The sequence below is a fragment of the Pseudomonas lini genome (assembly GCF_030812475.1).
Classification (GTDB): domain Bacteria; phylum Pseudomonadota; class Gammaproteobacteria; order Pseudomonadales; family Pseudomonadaceae; genus Aquipseudomonas; species Aquipseudomonas lini_A.
Genome location: NZ_JAUSSR010000014.1, coordinates 112,039 through 128,803, shown reverse-complemented (window position 1 = coordinate 128,803; position 16,765 = coordinate 112,039). Strand labels below are relative to the sequence as shown.

The following is a 16,765-nucleotide window of genomic DNA, read 5'->3' as shown; positions in this document are numbered from 1 at the left end:
ACCGCTTTTATATGACCCAGCGAAAAATCATTCACGTCGATTGTGACTGTTTCTACGCCGCCATCGAGATGCGTGACGACCCGCGCCTGGCGGGGAAACCGCTGGCGGTAGGTGGGTCGGCGGATCGGCGGGGTGTGATCGCCACCTGCAATTATGAAGCGCGGGCATATGGCGTGCGTTCGGCCATGTCGTCCGGGCACGCCTTGAAACTGTGCCCGGACCTGACCATCGTCAAGCCGCGCATGGACGCCTATAGAGAAGCGTCAAAGGAAATTCACACGATCTTTCGCGATTACACCGACTTGATCGAGCCGCTTTCCCTCGATGAGGCCTACCTTGATGTGTCGGACTGCGCGCATTTCGGTGGCAGCGCCACCCGCATTGCCCAGGATATCCGGCGCCGGGTGTCCAATCAGTTGCACATCACTGTCTCGGCCGGCGTGGCGCCGAACAAGTTTCTCGCCAAGATCGCCAGCGACTGGAAGAAACCCAACGGCCTGTTTGTCATTACACCGGATCAGGTGGAGGACTTTGTCAGCGGTTTACCTGTGAGCAAACTGCACGGGGTGGGTAAGGTAACGGCCGACAAGCTGGGGCGGCTCGGTATCCTCGACTGCTCGCATTTGCGCGAATGGGACAAGTTGGCGCTGGTGCGCGAATTCGGCAGCTTTGGTGAGCGGCTCTGGAGCCTGGCGCGCGGGATCGACGACCGTCTGGTGCACAACGACAGTCGTCGCCAGTCGATCAGTGTGGAAAATACCTACGACGTGGATCTGCCGGATCTGGTGAGCTGCCTGGACAAATTACCCGAGCTGCTGGAGACCCTGGCCGGACGCATGGCGCGCATCGACAGCAGTTATCGGCCGGGCAAGCCGTTCGTCAAAGTGAAATTCCATGACTTTACCCAGACCACGCTGGAACAGGCGGGGGCAGGGCGGGACCTGGGGAGTTATCAGCTGTTGCTGACCCAGGCGTTCAATCGCGGCGGGAAGCCGGTGCGGTTGTTGGGGATAGGGGTCAGGCTGGAGGATTTACGGGGTGGGTTTGAGCAGATGGAGTTGTTTGAGCGGTAGTGGCAGGGAAGGATGTGGTGGTGAATGTGAAGCCGCCTTCGCGAGCAAGCCCGCTCCCACAGGGGACCGCGTTCTTACAGATAGAATGCGGTTAAATGTGGGAGCGGGCTTGCTCGCGAAGGCGTTCCGACGAAGCTTTTGCTTTAATTCGGTCCCGGATTCGCCACCAGTCGCCCGCCATCCTTGGTCAATGACTTGAGGAACTCGGCCTGCAACTCCGGATCGTTGCGGGTCAGTTCGATCAGGCTCTGCTCCAGCTCCGTGGCTTCTTCTTCCAGGCCCAGCTCCGACAGACGCTTGACCCGGTGCACCCACTGACTCACTTCGTCATCTTCGAGGTCGTCGTAAATCAGCCCGTGCGCTTCGAGCAGCTTGCCGCGCAATCCACTGCTGACCGCCAGGGACGAGTCGGAGTGCACGTCGTCCTGGGCGTCTGCGACAGTGATCAACAGACGGCTCAGATGATTGATGTCATGTTCGGCGAACGGGCTGTCCAGCAGGTTAACGCGCAAAATGCCGTTTTTGTCTGTATTGAGCTGGAAGGTTTCCTTGCCGGCCTTGACCTCGACCGGACGCTCGCTCCAAGGCAGGCTCGAGTACTCGGTGCGCTTGTCCAGCTGGACTTCGTCGATGCCGGCCAGGTTCTGCTGTGCGCGACCATTGGACTGCGCATTCATGAACGGGTTGAGCCCGGCGAAACCGTAGCTGAACCAGTCCCGGGTCACACTGTCCGGAAGGTTGCCGAGGGCGAACACGTTGACCACGTTGGCGCCGACACCGCCCACCACCGCCACCGCGCCCAGCGGAATCTCATAGATCTCCCGCCAGGGTTGGTACGGCGTGTAGCGATCATAGTGGCGCGTGACTTCGAATTCGGTGACTTCGAAGGTCTTCTGCTCGTGGATTTTCACCCGCCGCTGCGGCAGCTCAAGCACCTTGGGCTCGCCGACATCGATCTGCAGGCTGTGATCGAGCAATTTGCGCTCGACACGTTCCTCGTGCTCGCTGCGTTGCGACATGTGATTGGCACAGCCGCTGACCAGCAGGGTGCCGCACAAGGCGGCACCACCGAGGCCTAAGGTGTTTCGCTTGAACATGACTTCTCTATCTGGGGTCAGCGGCGGATACGGGCCTGGAGGAAGGACAGCACGTCAGCGACCGGCAGCGCTTGCGCCTCGGGCTCGGTGCGGCTCTTGTATTCCAGATTGCCATCAGCGAGGCCGCGGTCACTGACCACGATCCGGTGAGGGATGCCGATCAGTTCCATGTCCGCGAACTTGATGCCCGGGCTGGTTTTCTTGTCGCGATCGTCCAGCAGCACTTCGAAGCCGGCGGCAGTCAATTCTGCGTACAGCTTGTCGGTGGCTTCGCGAACCTGTTCGGTTTCATAGCGCAGGGGCACCAGAGCGACCTGGAAGGGTGCCAGGTTATCGCTCCAGATGATGCCGTTTGCGTCGTTGTTCTGCTCGATGGCCGCGGCCACCACGCGGGACACGCCAATGCCATAGCAGCCCATTTCCAGGGTCACCGGCTTGCCGTTCTCCCCCAGCACTTCGCACTTCATCGCTTTGCTGTATTTGTTGCCCAGCTGGAAGATGTGCCCGACTTCGATGCCGCGCTTGATTTCCAGGATACCCTTGCCATCTGCGCTTGGGTCGCCGGCCACGACGTTACGCAGGTCGGCCACGGTCGGAACCGGCAGGTCACGTTCCCAGTTCACGCCGAAGTAGTGCTTGTCGTCGATGTTGGCACCGATACCGAAATCGCTCATCAGTTCGACGGAACGGTCGATGATGATCGGCAGCGGCAGGTTCAGCGGGCCGAGGGAGCCGGCACCGGCGCCAATCGCGTCGCGCAGTTCGGCTTCGGACGCCATCACCAGCGGGCTGGCGACGCCTGGCTGGTTGGCGGCCTTGATTTCGTTCAGCTCGTGGTCGCCGCGGATGATCAGGGCAATCAACTTGCCTGGCTCTTCGGCGTGAACCACCAGGGTCTTGATGGTCTTTTCGATCGGCAGGTTGAAGCCTTCGACCAGTTGCGCGATGGTCTTGGCGTTCGGCGTGTCGACCAGGCGCAACTGTTCGGCGGGGGCTGGACGGGACGTTTCCCGCGGCACGGCTTCGGCTTTCTCGATGTTGGCGGCGTAGTCGGAACCGTTGCTGAAGACGATATCGTCTTCGCCGGATTCGGCCAGTACATGGAACTCGTGGGAGCCGGCGCCGCCGATGGAGCCGTTGTCGGCTTCGACCGCACGGAACTTCAGGCCCAGGCGAGTGAACACATTGCAGTACGCCTGGTACATGCGGTCATACGTGACCTGCAGCGAAGGCTGGTCGGCATGGAAGGAATAGGCGTCCTTCATGATGAATTCGCGACCGCGCATCAAACCGAAGCGTGGGCGGATTTCGTCACGGAATTTGGTCTGGATCTGATACAGGTTGATCGGCAGCTGTTTGTAGCTGCTCAACTCGTTGCGCATCAGGTCGGTGATCACTTCTTCGTGGGTCGGGCCGGCGCAGAAGTCGCGGCCGTGGCGATCCTTGAAACGCAGCAATTCCGGGCCGTATTCTTCCCAGCGCCCGGATTCCTGCCACAGCTCAGCCGGTTGCGTGCTCGGCATCAACACTTCAAGAGCGCCCGCGGCGTTCATTTCTTCGCGAACGATGGCCTCGACCTTGCGCATCACTCGCAAGCCCATCGGCAGCCAGGTGTACAGGCCGGAGGCGAGTTTGCGGATCATGCCGGCGCGCAGCATCAGCTGATGGCTGATCACGACCGCATCGGAAGGCGTTTCTTTCTGTGTGGCGAGCAAAAATTGACTGGTGCGCATGGTTGGCCGTTGTCGGTTGCTGATGACGTGAAATGACGGAGCATTGTACGGGCGAGATCTTCTGGCGTACAGGCGTGCGGTCGGTGGGGTGGCAAAGGGCGGAAATCGACGCGCCCTTTGCGAAATTTCCTACGTAAAAAGCCTAGGATTCCTCCGCTACCTGGGTCGGCACCGGCTCCGGCGTCGGACCGGCGCGGCGGTTCTCCTGGTACCAGTGCACGGCGATCAACACCAGTGTCGGAACGCCCAGCAGCGCGGTAATCAGGAAGAAATCGTGGTAACCGTATTTCTCCACCATCACCCCTGAGTAGCCGCCGATCAGGCGTGGCAGCAGCAGCATGATCGAGCTGAGCAGCGCGTACTGGGTGGCGGAGAACTTGAGGTTGGTGAGGCTCGACAGGTAGGCGACGAATGCCGAAGTCGCCAGGCCCGAGCTGAAGTTGTCCAGGGAGATAGTGCCGATCAGCATATTCAGGTTGGCGCCCATGTCGGCGAGCATCAGGAACAGCAGGTTGGTACCGGCCGAGGTGATCCCGCCGATGAACAGGATCGGCAGGATGCCGAAGCGCACGATCAACAGGCCGCCCATGCCGGCGCCGACCAGGGTCATGATCAGGCCGAAGATTTTGCTGACGCTGGCGATCTGATCCTTGGTGAACCCCTGGTCGATGTAGAACACGTTGGCCATCACGCCCATGACCGTGTCGGACATCCGGTAGGTGGCGATCAGCCCGAGCAGCAGCAGCGCCTGCCAGCGGTACCGCAAAATGAAGTCGTTGACCGGCGTCAGCACCGGCGCCAGGCCGCGGCGGCCCATGGATGACAGGCACAGCGCGGTCAGGGTGATGTAGAGGATCGCTCGCAGGAATGCGCGGTCTTCGAGCAGCAGGTCGAGCAGGCTTTCGTCCTGGAACAGCACGCTGGCGAAGTCGGTGTTGTAGAGCTGAGTGAACAGGGCCGGGACGGAGACCAGCAGCACGATCAACACGAAGACCGAGGCCAGTTGATGCACAAAGCTGTAGCGCCCGGCCTGCAGTTGCGTGCGTAACGGTACGGGCGGCTCGCGCATGAACAAGGACGTCAGCAGCGCCGGGACCATCAAGGCGCCGAACAGGATGTAAGTGCCGGCCCAGGCCGAATGCTGGTAATTGAAGCCAGTGGAGCCGAAGCCTTCGGCAAAGAACAGCGCGCCGGCGGTGGCCAGCAGCGCGGCAATCCGGTAGCCGGACATGTAACTGGCGGCCAGCGCGGCCTGGCGGCTGTCTTCGGCGATTTCCAGGCGATAGGCGTCGACCGCGATGTCTTGTGTCGCCGAGGCGAAGGCGACGACCACGGCGATAGCGATCAGCCAGGACAAATGCTTTTGCGGGTCGCAGAAACCCATCCCGATCAAGCCGAGAATTACCAGTGCCTGGGAGAGCACCAGCCAGGAGCGGCGTCGACCGAGCTTGCCGAGCAGTGGCAGGCGCCATTGATCGAGCAGCGGTGACCAGACCCATTTAAAGGCGTAGGCCAGACCGATCAGGCTTGCATAGCCGATGGTTTCGCGAGCCACGCCGGCTTCACGCAGCCAGACTGAAAGTGTCGAAAACACCAGCATGTAGGGTAGGCCGGCGGCGAAACCAAGCAACAACAGCACAAGCGTTGAAGGGCTGGCATAGGCGGCGAGCGCGGCGCGCCAGGTTTTACGGGGCATGGGCTGGAGTCTGCCTCAAGAATTACGGAAACAAAGCGCGCACTCTAACCGCTGTGCTCTACCGGGCGCCAGCCATGGCGCTGAATATCAACACGATTATTCTGGACACTGATGCCTTCCATGCGCAAACGCGCCCGCTGTTCATCCCCTGAAACACTGCCCACCGGCAGGCTGATGCGCCCACCGGCACCGAGCACGCGGTGCCAGGGCAATTTGCTGTCAGGGGGCAGTTGACTCAGTGTCCGGCCGACCCAGCGGGCGGCACGACCCAGCCCGGCCAGCTCGGCGAGTTGGCCGTAACTCACGACTTTGCCCGCGGGCACTTGCGCCAGGGTCAGATAGAGCGCCGTGCGTCGGATTTGCGCCGGGGTTTGGTGTTCGGCGGTTGAGTCGGTCACGTCCGCAGTTTCCTGGAAGAAATTCGCATTACCGTCTGTAGAGTAATGCCTGGATCTGCAATTGAGAAATGAACTCAATAGAAATAGTCGGGTCAGTGCTTGCTGGGGTCTTATTCCTATGGATAATGCCGACTTTTTTTCGCAATCTTGAGCCTGTTTTTGCTTATGGTGTCCAGAACCCTGCTGTGCCTCGCTGTCTTCACTGCTTCCACACCCTTGCTTGCCGACACCGTCTGGTTGAAGAACGGTGACAAACTGAGCGGCAAGATCACTTTGTTCGACGGTGGCAAGCTGCTGATCCAGACCGAGTATGCCGGCGCGGTCCCGATCGACTGGAAGCAAGTCAAAACCCTGGAAAGCGATCAGCAATTGCTGGTCAAGCAGGATGCCTACACCGGCGAAAAGGCCAAGGCGCTGCATGCGGCGGAAGACGGCAAGGTGACCCTTGCCAACGGCGACGGTCCCAAGACCGTGGAGCTGGCCAGTATCCAGCAGATGCTCAAGCCCAAGCCGGTGGTCGAAGATCTCGTGTGGAAGGGTAATGTCGATGTGGCGCTGGATTATCAGCGCGCGGAAAAAGACACCGATGATTACGACGTCGACTTCAAGACCAGTGCCCGCCACGGCAGATGGCGTCACACCGCGGAAGGCGAGTACAACCGCGAATTCCAGGACGACGTGGTCACCACGGACAACTGGCGCGGCGAGTACTCCCTCGACCGCTTCCTGACCGACAAATGGTTCTGGCAGGGTCGCCTGGTATACAAGCGTGACAAGGTCGAAGACCTTGCCCGTCAGCGCACGGTCGGTACCGGTCCCGGTTATCAGTTCTGGGATGACGAGCTGGGTGCATTCTCCCTGGGCTCGCTGCTCAACCGCACCGATTACGAATACGCCGATGGTGGCAAGGACAACTTCTATTCGGTCGCCATGAAGTGGGACTACAACCGCTACCTGGTCGGCAAGAAAGTGGAGTTCTTCACCAATGGCGAGGTGGGCAAGCCGCTGGGTAACGTGGCCGATTATGCGCTGGATGCCGAGGTTGGGCTGCGCTACAAGGTCACGGATTGGGCGTCGTTGAACCTGAAGGCCGAGAGAGACATCATCAAGGGTAGCGATGAGGCTGACCTGAGCAAGACGCGTTATACGGCAGGTTTTGGCGTTACCTGGTAACCGTCGCTCCTCATTACGAACCGATCGCGGGCAAGCCTTACTGTAGGAGCAAGCTTGCTCGCGATGGTCGTTAACGATAACGCGACCAACCTGATGCCCTGCGGCGGCTTCGGGTTTTTCGCGAGCAAGCTCGCTCCTACACTTTCGCTTAACTGAATGGCAATAGCTCAAGTCGGATTGCGATGGCGTCAACACAATCGAAAGTGATCTCTCCGGCAAAAACGTACGGGCACAAAAAAGCCCCGCTTTTGAGGGCGGGGCTTTTTACTAAAGCAAGTACAAGTTAGATAACTTGAACTTCTTCAGCTTGCATGCCTTTCTGACCGCGGGTAGCGATGAAAGAAACCTGTTGGCCTTCTTTCAGGCTTTTGAAGCCGTCGGATTGGATAGCTTTGAAGTGAACGAACAGGTCGTCACCGGATTGTGGAGTGATGAAGCCGAAGCCTTTTTCATCGTTGAACCACTTAACGGTACCGGTTTGGCGATTAGACATGGTGTAACTCCTTGAACAAAGATAACTGCGACGCAGGAAGAACCCTGGCCGAGACTGAGTGCAAAGAGCAGGAAAAATTCTTGTAGATGGTTGGATCGAAATTCAACATATCGTGTAGAGATTCTCAGTGACACAAGCAGCACAGTGGCGCCACCTTAACCCTTTTTCCGGAACGTGCCAATGTTTCTTGCGAAGGTTTCTCTGTTTTCGTGACTGACGGTGCACTGTTCTGCGCTGAAGGTCCGCAAATCAAGGGGCTTGGCGCCGAGAATATGGCCTCGGACTTTGATCCCGGCGGCGCGCCCGGTAAGATGCCGGACAGAATTTTTCCACCTCGCTATTCAGGACACCCGCCATGAGCATCAAATCGGACAAGTGGATTCGCCGCATGGCGCAAGAGCACGGCATGATCGAACCTTTCGTCGAGCGCCAGGTGCGTGGCGAAGGCGCCGAGCGCGTGATTTCCTACGGTGTGTCGAGCTACGGCTACGACGTGCGTTGCGCCGATGAATTCAAAGTGTTCACCAACATCAATTCGGCGACCGTCGATCCGAAGAACTTCGACGAAAAGAGCTTCGTCGACGTCAAGAGCGACGTGTGCATCATCCCGCCGAACTCCTTCGCCCTGGCGCGCACCGTGGAGTTTTTTCGCATTCCTCGAAACGTGCTGACCATCTGCCTGGGTAAAAGCACTTACGCCCGTTGCGGCATTATCGTTAACGTGACCCCGCTCGAGCCTGAGTGGGAAGGCCATGTGACCCTGGAATTCTCCAACACCACTACGCTGCCGGCGAAAATCTACGCCAATGAAGGCGTGGCGCAGATGCTGTTTTTCGAATCCGACGAAGAGTGTGAAGTTTCCTACAAGGACCGTGGCGGCAAGTATCAGGGGCAGCGCGGCGTCACTTTGCCACGCACCTGATTCATTTCATCGGGTTGCCGGTGGGAATTCCTGGGCGGGTAGACACTCTATTGGGTGTACTGCCCGGTTCGCGCACAGCGGACGAGGCCATTGCTAAGGAGTGTCCCATGAAGATCGATCCGCGAATAAGTGCCGAGCTGGCAAGGCTTGAGCCCAATCAGGTTGGCGTCTTGGCCTGGTCCTTGTTGGCGCACCCGCCTGTCATGGCGGGGGGCATCCCCGGTCAACCCGATCCCGATACCCCCAACGAACAACCGACGGAACCGGGAGAGCCAACCCTGCCGGATGAGCCGCCACCCGCGCCTGTTGCCTGATCATTGATCATTGTAGGAGCGAGCTTGCTCGCGATGGTCGTCAACGATAACGCGACAAGCCTGACACCCCGCGGCGGATTGGAGTTTTTCGCGAGCAAGCTCGCTCCTACACGACTGGCCAGATTTCGTTGTCGCCGATGACGAATACCCTGCAAGTGTCATCTTGCTGTATCTGATAACCGCCGGTAAACGCGCCGAAGGCAGGTAGCAGGCTGATCTCGTCGCCGAGCCGGAAGCAGGCCAGGCGCAAGCTTTGTCGACCCCGGCCGGTCAATCGGTAGACGGGGTGCACATGCCCGGCCAGTACGTGCCGACTCCCGTGAGGGGTCGGCTCATGCTGCAAGGCGAACGGTCCCAGCAGCAAAGGCTCGGGCACCACTCGAATATTCAGCGAAACGGGCGGGTCGCCGGCGCGCTTGTCATGGTTGCCGCGGATCAGCGTCATGGGCAAGTCGCGGTGCTGGTCTCGCCACTCGGCTAACGCGCTTAGCGTGGCTTTCGCGTGGGACCCGGGACCGTGCAGGAAATCCCCGAGAAAAATCAGCTGCCGACAGGGCAGGGTTGCGAGTAACCCGGTTAACACGGCGATATTGCTGGCGGTGGTGCCCTGCGGCACCGGTTGCCCGAGGCTGCGATAAGCGGCGGCCTTGCCGAAATGCACATCGGCGACCAACAACGCCTGTTGCGCTGGCCAGTAAATCGCCTTTTCTGGCAACAACCAGAGATCTTCACCCGCCAGGCGGACCGGATAGGGCGTACTCATCAGGCTTTCCCTGTTTCGGCGGTTTTCTCGAGGTCGTTGACCATGCGTCTGATGCGGTCGGCGAGTTTTTCCGAGCTCATGCTTTCGCGCATGCGTTCCACCAGCAGCGGAAACCCGAGGGGGGTAGGGCGCTTAATATGATGCAGGTCCAATTGCAGGCGATTGAGCCGCTCCAGGGTCCGTTCCAGACGATGGATATCCAGTTCCTCGCGCAGGACTTCTTCCCCGGCCTGGGCCAGCAGCAGATTGCCGGCGTCGTATTGCTTGAACACTTCAAAGAACAGACCGCTCGATGCCTGAACCTGACGCGTGCTTTTCGGCGCGCCAGGGTAGCCGGCGAACACCAGCCCGGCGATGCGCGCGATTTCCCTGAATCGGCGCAACGCCAGCTCGCCGGCATTCAGGCTGGCGAGGACGTCCTTCAACAAAAAGTCAGGGCTCAACAGGTGCGAATCCAGCTGCGTCGACCAATCCACGCAGGTGGCGCTGAGCAGTTCCAGGCCGTAATCGTTGACCGCGATCGAAAAGGTGACGGCCAGCCGTTGACTGACCCGCCATGCCAGCAGGCTCGCCAGGCCCAAATGCACCTGGCGTCCGGCAAAGGGGTAGAGGAACAGGTGCCAGCCTTCGCGGGATTTGAGCACCTCGGCCAGCAGGCTGGTCTCGGTGGGTAGCCCGGACCAACGTTTCTGTACCGCTAACAACGGGCGCAGGGCCTGCATTTCCGGGCCGATAAAGGCGCCCTGATCCGCGGCACTGAAGCGCGCCACCACGGCGTACGCCAACTCGCTGGACAACGGCATGCGCCCACCATTCCAGCGCGGCACCGCGGCTTTTCTCGTGGCGCTGCGTTTGACATAAGCCGTCATGTTTTCCACCCGGACCAGCTCCAGCAAACGTCCGGCAAACAGAAATCCATCCCCAGGCCTGAGTCTTGCGATAAAGCCTTCTTCGACACTGCCCAATTGCTTGCCACCGCCACCCTTGCTCCAGAACTTCAGCTGGATGCTCGCGTCGCTGACAATGGTGCCGATGCTCATGCGATGCCGTCGGGCCAATCGCGCGTCCGGCACGCGCCAGACTCCGTCCTCATCCGGTTCGACCCGGCGATAGTCCGGATAAGTCGTCAGGGAAAGCCCGCCGTGGCGCACGAACGCCAGGGCCCAGGTCCAATCCTGCGGTGTGAGATCACGATAAGCCCAGGCGCCGCGCACTTCTTCGTACAACTCATCGGGCAGGAACCCGCCGCCCAAGGCCATGCTCACCAAGTGCTGAACCAGCACATCCAGCGGCTTGTGCGGTGACTCCCGGGGTTCGATCCGCCGTTGCGCCACCGCATCCTGTGCCGCGGCGGCTTCGATCAATTCGAGGCTGTGCGTGGGTACCAGCGTCACACGCGAAACCCGGCCCGGCGCGTGGCCGGAACGCCCGGCACGCTGCATCAACCGCGCCACGCCTTTGGCCGAGCCGATCTGCAGGACCCGCTCGACCGGCAGGAAGTCCACGCCCAGGTCCAGGCTCGAGGTGCAGACCACGGCTTTGAGCTGACCTTCCTTGAGCGCTCGTTCGACCCAGTCGCGGGTGTCCCGGGACAGCGAGCTGTGATGCAGGGCGATCAGCCCTGCCCAGTCCGGGCGAGCCTCGAGCAGCGCCAGGAACCAGATTTCCGATTGCGCACGGGTGTTGGTGAACACCAGGCTGCTGGGGCTGGATTCAAGCTCGGCAACGACCGCCGGCAACATTTTCAAGCCGATGTGCCCGGCCCAGGGGAAACGTTCGATGGCTGGTGGCAACAATGTGTCGACCTGCAGTGCCTTGGACGTTTGACCCTGGACGTTGATGCCGCCGCCCTGTGGGATTAATACCTGCTCAGCGTGGGCCTGATTACCCAGGGTTGCGGAAACGCCCCAGACGATCAGCTGCGGGTGCCAGCTGCGCAGGCGGGCGAGGGCCAGTTGCAGCTGCACGCCGCGCTTGTTGCCGAGCAATTCGTGCCATTCGTCGACCACCACCATGCGCAAGGTCGACAGTGCTGTGAACGCGTCGGCGCGGGCCAGCATCAGGGTCAGGCTTTCGGGGGTGGTGATCAGTGTCGAGGGCAGGCGCCGACTCTGGCGTGCGCGTTCGCTGGTGCTGGTATCGCCGGTGCGCAGGCCGATGCTCCACGGGATCTGCAAGTCGTGCAACGGCGCTTCCAGCGCGCGGGCGGTATCGGCGGCCAGGGCGCGCATGGGGGTTATCCACAGCACCGTCAAGGGTTCGGCGACCGGTTTGCGTTTGCGAGGTTTATCGCTGGCAGGCGTGACGCGGGCGAAGCGTTCGAGCGCACCCAACCACACGGCATAGGTTTTACCTGCGCCGGTGCTGGCATGCAGCAACCCGGATTGTCCGTTTTTTATCGCTGCCCACACCTGTTTCTGAAAGACGAACGGCTTCCAGCCGCGAGCGGTGAACCAGTGTCTTGCGAAGTGGGGAGAGATTCCCATGCCGGCGGCGTGCGCTCTGAAAGTCTTCTTTCAGTGACCACGGCAGCGTACGAAAGGTTTAATGACACAACACAGTCCTGTAGGAGCCCGGCTTGCCGGCGAAGGCGTCCTTGAGATCGCCATCGCCGGCAAGCCGGGCTCCTACAGAGATCGCCTTCGCCGGCAAGCCTGGCTCCTACAGAGATCGCCATCGTTGGCAAGCCTGGCTCCTACAGAGATCGCCATCGTTGGCAAGCCTGGCTCCTACAGAGATCGCCATCGTCGGCAAGCCTGGCTCCTACAGGTATCGAGCGCTATTTCAGGTTGCCGCTGAGGAATTGTTTCAGTCGTTCACTTTTCGGATTGCCCAGCACCTCATCCGGCGCGCCTTCTTCCTCTACCAGCCCCTGGTGCAGAAACAGTACCTGGCTCGATACCTTGCGGGCGAAGCTCATTTCATGGGTGACCATGATCATGGTCCGGCCTTCTTCAGCCAGGCCCTGGATCACCTTGAGCACTTCACCAACCAGTTCCGGATCGAGCGCCGAGGTCGGTTCGTCGAACAGCATGACTTCCGGCTCCATGGCCAGTGCGCGGGCAATGGCGACCCGCTGCTGCTGGCCGCCGGACAGGAACGCCGGGTACTGATCGGCCACCCGCGCCGCCAGACCGACCTTGTCCAGGTAGCGACGGGCGCGATCTTCGGCTTCTTTCTTGTCACAACCCAGCACCCGGCGAGGCGCCATGGTGATGTTTTCCAGCACCGTCATGTGGCTCCACAGGTTGAAATGCTGGAACACCATGGCCAGGCGGGTACGGATCCGCTGCAGTTCATCGGGATCGGCGACATGGATGCCGTGGCGATCCTTGACCATGCGAACGTTCTGGCCATCGAGGCTCATGGTGCCCTCGTTGGGTTGTTCAAGAAAATTGATACAGCGCAAAAAAGTGCTTTTACCCGAGCCGCTGGCGCCGATCAGGCTGATGACGTCGCCGGTATTGGCCTTGAGCGAAACGCCTTTGAGCACATGATGGTCGCCATAGCTCTTGTGCAGACCTTCGATGGTCAGTTTGTACATGGGGCATGCATCCTCAAGGCGAAAGTAGATAGCCGCTGCGATACGCCTCGGCGCCCGCGACGTGCGCGATCACCATGCCGGCAGTGGCCATGCGCCGCAGCGAGCGGGCGTACATCAGGCCGGCGGCGGTGCAATGAACGGGGGTGACGCGATCATTGATCGGGTCGATGATTTCGGCGATCAGTTGCCCGGCTTCCAGGTACTGTCCCGGCAACGCCATGAACACCAGCAGTCCGCCGACGGGGGTTGCCACCGGTTCCACACCGGCCAGCGGCGTGGCAGGGTAGGGCAATATCGGCAGTGGCGCTGGTTTGCCGGCAATCGCACCGAAGTGGGTCAGGTAGTTGATCAACGCCTGGCAGTCGAGGCTGGCCAGCGGGTGATTGACGTCGCCCTGGCCGCGCAGCTCGACGGTGACCGAAAAGCTCCCCTGCGGTATATCGAAGTGTTCGCCAAAGCGTTCCTGGAGTTGCCACCAGAGCAGGGTGAAGCATTCATCGAACGACTGGCCGCCTGAATCGGTGGCCAGCAGACAGGCTTCGGCACCGATGTAACGGGCCAGCGGCTCGACCTGCGGCCAGGCTTCGGGTGTGGTGTAGAGATGGGCGACCGCTTCGAAATCGCAATGCAGGTCCAGCACCACGTCGGCATCGCAGGCCAGCCGTTGCAGGATCAGGCGCTGGGACTGCAATTGGGTGACGGCGCTCTGGCGCCCCAGCGCGTCGCGCAGGCTGCCGCGGATCAATTCGAGGTTGCGCTGCGGATCGTCGCCAAGCTGGCCTTCGATCGCATTGCCGACCTCTTCGCTCAAATCGACGAACCAGCGGTTGAAGTTCTGCCCGCTCTCCAGGTCGTAACGGCCCAAGGGTACATCCATCAGCACCTGCTCCAGTCCGACCGGATTGGCCACCGGCACCAGCACGATTTCGCTGCACAGGCGGCCGTCGGCCTCAAGTTCTGCCAGGCGCTGCTTGAGGTGCCAGGCCACCAGCATGCCAGGCAGTTCGTCGGCGTGCAGGGATGACTGGATGTAGATCTTGCCCTTGGCCGACGGCGGGCCGAAGTGGAAGCTGTGAATCTGTCGTGCGGTCCCCGGCAGCGGGGCCAGCAGGTCATGAATCTGGTGGCGCATGTTCGTCTCTTTATTTCTGAAAGCGGGTCCTAGTGGGTCGGCCCGAGGAATGCCAGCCATCGGCGTTCGGCGAGGCGAAACAGGCCAACCAGCGCAAAGGTAACGGTCAGGTAGATCAGCGCGGCGATGCCGAACGACTGGAAGGTCAGGAAGGTCGCCGAGTTGGCGTCCCGCGCGACTTTCAGGACATCGGGGATGGTCGCGGTGAACGCCACGGTGGTCGAGTGCAGCATCAGAATCACTTCGTTGCTGTAATAAGGCAACGAGCGACGCAGGGCCGACGGCATGATCACGTAGGCATACAGCTTCCAGCCTGTCAGCCCGTAAGCCTTGGCCGCTTCGACCTCACCATGGGCCATGCTGCGAATCGCCCCGGCGAAAATCTCCGTGGTGTAGGCGCAGGTGTTCAGGGCAAACGCCAGGATCGTGCAGTTCATCGCATCGCGAAAGAACGCATCGAGCACGGGCTGGGCACGCACGGCAGCCAGGCTGTAGATCCCGGTGTAGCAGATCAGCAGCTGGATATACAGCGGCGTCCCGCGGAACAGGTAGGTATAGAACTGCACCGGCCAGCGAATGTAGGCGTGGGGTGAAACCCGGGCGATAGACAACGGGATCGACACCAGGAAACCGATGAAGATCGAAGCACTGAGCAGCCACAGGGTCATGGCCAGGCCTGTGATGTTGTAGCCGTCGGTGTAGAGGAAAGGTCTCCAGTATTCCTGCAGGAGTTCGATCATCGTACGGCCTCCCGGGAACCGGCGGCGTAGCGGCGTTCGAGCCAGCGCAGGACAAAATTGGAGGCGCTGGTGATCAGCAGGTAGATCAGCGCGGCGAGCACCAGGAAGTAAAACAGTTGATAGGTGCTTTTACCCGCATCCTGGGCCGCCTTGACCAGATCGGCGAGGCCGATGATCGAGACCAGCGCGGTGGCCTTGAGCATCACCATCCAGTTGTTGCCGATGCCGGGCAGGGCGAAGCGCATCATTTGCGGGAACACCACGATCCGGAAACGCTGGCCGCGTCTGAGGCCATAGGCGGTGGCGGCTTCGACCTGGCCCCGTGGCACCGCGAGGATCGCGCCGCGGAAGGTTTCGGTGAAATACGCACCGTAAATGAAGCCCAGGGTGATGACCCCGGCGCTGAACGGGTTGATCTCGATGTATTCCCATTCCATGAAATCGGTAAAGGTCGTCAACCAGGTTTGCAGGCTGTAGAAGATCAGCAGCATCAGCACCAGGTCCGGCACGCCGCGGATCAGTGTGGTGTAGAGCTGGGCCGGGATCCGCACCAGTTTGACTTTTGACAGCTTGGCACTGGCACCCAGCAAGCCGAGCAACACGGCCACCAATAGCGACAATACCGATAATTTGATGGTCATCCAGGTGCCTTCCAGCAGCAACGGACCGAAGCCCTTGAGGCTGAAGGCTGAGAGCCCCAGATTTTGCAGGAGGTTTTCGAACATAAATCAGCAACCTGATCGGATGAAAAAAGCGCCCATCGCGAAATGGGCGCCGGGCATTATTTGCCGCTGTACAGGTTCAGATCGCCAAAGTGTTTCTTCTGAATGGTGGCATAGGTGCCATCGTCGTGTAACGCTTTGATACCTTTATCCAAAAGTGCCTTCAGCTCTTTGTTACCTTTAGAGATACCGATCGCTGTTTTGGCTGGCAACAATTCGCTGTCAACCGGCTTGCTGACTTCGTAATCGGTGCCTTTTGGCGACTTCAGGAAGCCCAGTTCAGCTTGCAGCATGTCCTGGATAGCGCCGTCGAGACGGCCGGACATCAGGTCCGAATACACTTGGTCCTGGTTCTGATAAGCCTGGGTTTTCACCCCGGCCTTGTCCAGAACGGCCTTGGCATAGGCTTCCTGAATGGTGCCTTGCTCATAGCCGATGGTCTTGCCCTTCAGCGAAGCGACATCTTCGCTCAGGCCGGAACCTTTCTTGAATACATAGGCGGTTGGGCCGGAGAACAGCTCTTCGGAGAAGTCGATGACTTTTTCGCGAGCCGGGGTGACGGTCATCGAAGAGATCACACCGTCGAATTTATTAGCCTTCAGGCCCGGAATCATGCCGTCGAAATCGCTTTCGACCCATTTGCACTTGACCTTCAACTCGGCGCAGATGGCGTTGCCCAGATCAATGTCGAAGCCCACCAGGCTACCGTCCGCCGCTTTTGACTCGAACGGTGCATAGGAAGGGTCAACGCCAAAGCGCAATTCCTTGTATTCCTTGGCCAGCGTGGAGCCAGCTGCCATGCACAACGCCAGTGCAGAAAGGGTCAGCAATGCTTTTTTCATTCTTCAATCCCTAAAAACCAATATGAGCGCTTGTGGCGCAGAATTATTGTTACTGGAAAGCGTAAGACCCTATGGAAGTAGCAATTTCCGAACCAGAGTCCCGAACAAGCGTTTAAAAGGTAG

The 16,765-nt window shown here is 60.1% G+C and carries 16 protein-coding genes; 4 read left to right on the top strand and 12 right to left on the bottom strand.

What is annotated here, in order from left to right; all coding sequences use genetic code 11:
* The first annotated feature begins 11 nt into the window (after positions 1 to 11).
* A complete protein-coding gene (gene dinB, locus J2W17_RS24725; protein ID WP_307340810.1) occupies positions 12 to 1,073 on the top strand; it encodes a DNA polymerase IV in 1,062 nt (353 codons plus the stop codon).
* 143 nt (positions 1,074 to 1,216) lie between these two features.
* On the opposite strand, the gene J2W17_RS24720 is transcribed toward dinB, so the two are convergent.
* The 4 genes from J2W17_RS24720 to J2W17_RS24705 form a co-directional block, all read right to left on the bottom strand.
* The gene (locus J2W17_RS24720; RefSeq protein ID WP_307340808.1) at positions 1,217 to 2,170 is read right to left on the bottom strand and encodes a hypothetical protein; all 954 of its coding nucleotides are present in this window, start codon (positions 2,168 to 2,170) and stop codon (positions 1,217 to 1,219) included.
* Positions 2,171 to 2,187: 17 nt separating this feature from the next.
* Positions 2,188 to 3,903: a proline--tRNA ligase gene (locus J2W17_RS24715; protein WP_307340805.1), complete on the bottom strand. Its 1,716-nt coding sequence runs from the start codon at positions 3,901 to 3,903 to the stop codon at positions 2,188 to 2,190.
* Positions 3,904 to 4,045: 142 nt separating this feature from the next.
* A complete protein-coding gene (locus J2W17_RS24710) occupies positions 4,046 to 5,599 on the bottom strand; it encodes an AmpG family muropeptide MFS transporter (protein ID WP_307340804.1) in 1,554 nt (517 codons plus the stop codon).
* A 44-nt stretch (positions 5,600 to 5,643) separates the two neighbouring features.
* The gene (locus J2W17_RS24705; RefSeq protein ID WP_064676150.1) at positions 5,644 to 5,997 is read right to left on the bottom strand and encodes an MGMT family protein; all 354 of its coding nucleotides are present in this window, start codon (positions 5,995 to 5,997) and stop codon (positions 5,644 to 5,646) included.
* A 165-nt stretch (positions 5,998 to 6,162) separates the two neighbouring features.
* Between J2W17_RS24705 and J2W17_RS24700 the strand changes: the two genes are divergently transcribed.
* Positions 6,163 to 7,170 (top strand): DUF481 domain-containing protein, encoded by a 1,008-nt coding sequence (locus J2W17_RS24700; protein WP_307340797.1) that lies wholly within the window; start codon positions 6,163 to 6,165, stop codon positions 7,168 to 7,170.
* A 283-nt stretch (positions 7,171 to 7,453) separates the two neighbouring features.
* On the opposite strand, the gene J2W17_RS24695 is transcribed toward J2W17_RS24700, so the two are convergent.
* On the bottom strand, positions 7,454 to 7,663 hold the full coding sequence (locus J2W17_RS24695) for a cold-shock protein (protein ID WP_002554837.1): 210 nt from the start codon (positions 7,661 to 7,663) through the stop codon (positions 7,454 to 7,456).
* A gap of 355 nt (positions 7,664 to 8,018) precedes the next feature.
* Here J2W17_RS24695 and dcd point away from each other — a divergent pair, with 355 nt between their 5' ends.
* Both dcd and J2W17_RS24685 read left to right on the top strand, forming a co-directional pair.
* The gene (gene dcd, locus J2W17_RS24690) at positions 8,019 to 8,585 is read left to right on the top strand and encodes a dCTP deaminase (protein ID WP_028622498.1); all 567 of its coding nucleotides are present in this window, start codon (positions 8,019 to 8,021) and stop codon (positions 8,583 to 8,585) included.
* Positions 8,586 to 8,692: 107 nt separating this feature from the next.
* Entirely contained in the window at positions 8,693 to 8,899 is a 207-nt protein-coding gene (locus J2W17_RS24685) for a hypothetical protein (RefSeq protein ID WP_150797509.1), read from the top strand.
* A gap of 106 nt (positions 8,900 to 9,005) precedes the next feature.
* Here J2W17_RS24685 and pdeM read toward each other — a convergent pair whose 3' ends face one another.
* From pdeM to J2W17_RS24645, 7 genes are all read right to left on the bottom strand, one after another.
* On the bottom strand, positions 9,006 to 9,662 hold the full coding sequence (gene pdeM, locus J2W17_RS24675) for a ligase-associated DNA damage response endonuclease PdeM (protein WP_307340787.1): 657 nt from the start codon (positions 9,660 to 9,662) through the stop codon (positions 9,006 to 9,008).
* Entirely contained in the window at positions 9,662 to 12,148 is a 2,487-nt protein-coding gene (locus J2W17_RS24670; RefSeq protein ID WP_307340784.1) for a ligase-associated DNA damage response DEXH box helicase, read from the bottom strand. Before J2W17_RS24670 ends, pdeM begins: the two co-directional genes overlap by 1 nt.
* A gap of 293 nt (positions 12,149 to 12,441) precedes the next feature.
* Positions 12,442 to 13,206 carry an ABC transporter ATP-binding protein gene (locus J2W17_RS24665; RefSeq protein ID WP_307340781.1) on the bottom strand — a complete coding sequence of 255 codons (765 nt, stop codon included), beginning with the start codon at positions 13,204 to 13,206 and terminating at the stop codon, positions 12,442 to 12,444.
* A 13-nt stretch (positions 13,207 to 13,219) separates the two neighbouring features.
* The gene (locus tag J2W17_RS24660) at positions 13,220 to 14,338 is read right to left on the bottom strand and encodes a succinylglutamate desuccinylase/aspartoacylase family protein (RefSeq protein ID WP_307340778.1); all 1,119 of its coding nucleotides are present in this window, start codon (positions 14,336 to 14,338) and stop codon (positions 13,220 to 13,222) included.
* Between the two features lie 29 nt (positions 14,339 to 14,367).
* Positions 14,368 to 15,078: an ABC transporter permease gene (locus J2W17_RS24655; RefSeq protein WP_307340775.1), complete on the bottom strand. Its 711-nt coding sequence runs from the start codon at positions 15,076 to 15,078 to the stop codon at positions 14,368 to 14,370.
* Positions 15,075 to 15,803, bottom strand: coding sequence for an ABC transporter permease (locus J2W17_RS24650; RefSeq protein ID WP_307340772.1), 729 nt, complete (start codon positions 15,801 to 15,803; stop codon positions 15,075 to 15,077). Before J2W17_RS24650 ends, J2W17_RS24655 begins: the two co-directional genes overlap by 4 nt.
* Positions 15,804 to 15,859: 56 nt before the next feature.
* Positions 15,860 to 16,642, bottom strand: a complete 783-nt coding sequence (locus tag J2W17_RS24645; protein WP_307340770.1) for a transporter substrate-binding domain-containing protein — start codon at positions 16,640 to 16,642, stop codon at positions 15,860 to 15,862.
* Positions 16,643 to 16,765 lie beyond the last annotated feature (123 nt).

Excerpts from the sequence above, each read along its gene's own strand:
- dinB (WP_307340810.1), top strand. The coding sequence starts at position 12 with ATGACCCAGCGAAAAATCATTCACGTCGATTGTGACTGTTTCTACGCC.
- J2W17_RS24685 (WP_150797509.1), top strand. The coding sequence starts at position 8,693 with ATGAAGATCGATCCGCGAATAAGTGCCGAGCTGGCAAGGCTTGAGCCC.
- dcd (WP_028622498.1), top strand. The coding sequence starts at position 8,019 with ATGAGCATCAAATCGGACAAGTGGATTCGCCGCATGGCGCAAGAGCAC.
- J2W17_RS24655 (WP_307340775.1), bottom strand. The coding sequence starts at position 15,078 with ATGATCGAACTCCTGCAGGAATACTGGAGACCTTTCCTCTACACCGAC.
- J2W17_RS24720 (WP_307340808.1), bottom strand. The coding sequence starts at position 2,170 with ATGTTCAAGCGAAACACCTTAGGCCTCGGTGGTGCCGCCTTGTGCGGC.
- J2W17_RS24695 (WP_002554837.1), bottom strand. The coding sequence starts at position 7,663 with ATGTCTAATCGCCAAACCGGTACCGTTAAGTGGTTCAACGATGAAAAA.
- J2W17_RS24650 (WP_307340772.1), bottom strand. The coding sequence starts at position 15,803 with ATGTTCGAAAACCTCCTGCAAAATCTGGGGCTCTCAGCCTTCAGCCTC.
- J2W17_RS24665 (WP_307340781.1), bottom strand. The coding sequence starts at position 13,206 with ATGTACAAACTGACCATCGAAGGTCTGCACAAGAGCTATGGCGACCAT.
- J2W17_RS24645 (WP_307340770.1), bottom strand. The coding sequence starts at position 16,642 with ATGAAAAAAGCATTGCTGACCCTTTCTGCACTGGCGTTGTGCATGGCA.
- J2W17_RS24700 (WP_307340797.1), top strand. The coding sequence starts at position 6,163 with ATGGTGTCCAGAACCCTGCTGTGCCTCGCTGTCTTCACTGCTTCCACA.
- J2W17_RS24670 (WP_307340784.1), bottom strand. The coding sequence starts at position 12,148 with ATGGGAATCTCTCCCCACTTCGCAAGACACTGGTTCACCGCTCGCGGC.
- J2W17_RS24710 (WP_307340804.1), bottom strand. The coding sequence starts at position 5,599 with ATGCCCCGTAAAACCTGGCGCGCCGCGCTCGCCGCCTATGCCAGCCCT.
- pdeM (WP_307340787.1), bottom strand. The coding sequence starts at position 9,662 with ATGAGTACGCCCTATCCGGTCCGCCTGGCGGGTGAAGATCTCTGGTTG.
- J2W17_RS24715 (WP_307340805.1), bottom strand. The coding sequence starts at position 3,903 with ATGCGCACCAGTCAATTTTTGCTCGCCACACAGAAAGAAACGCCTTCC.
- J2W17_RS24660 (WP_307340778.1), bottom strand. The coding sequence starts at position 14,338 with ATGCGCCACCAGATTCATGACCTGCTGGCCCCGCTGCCGGGGACCGCA.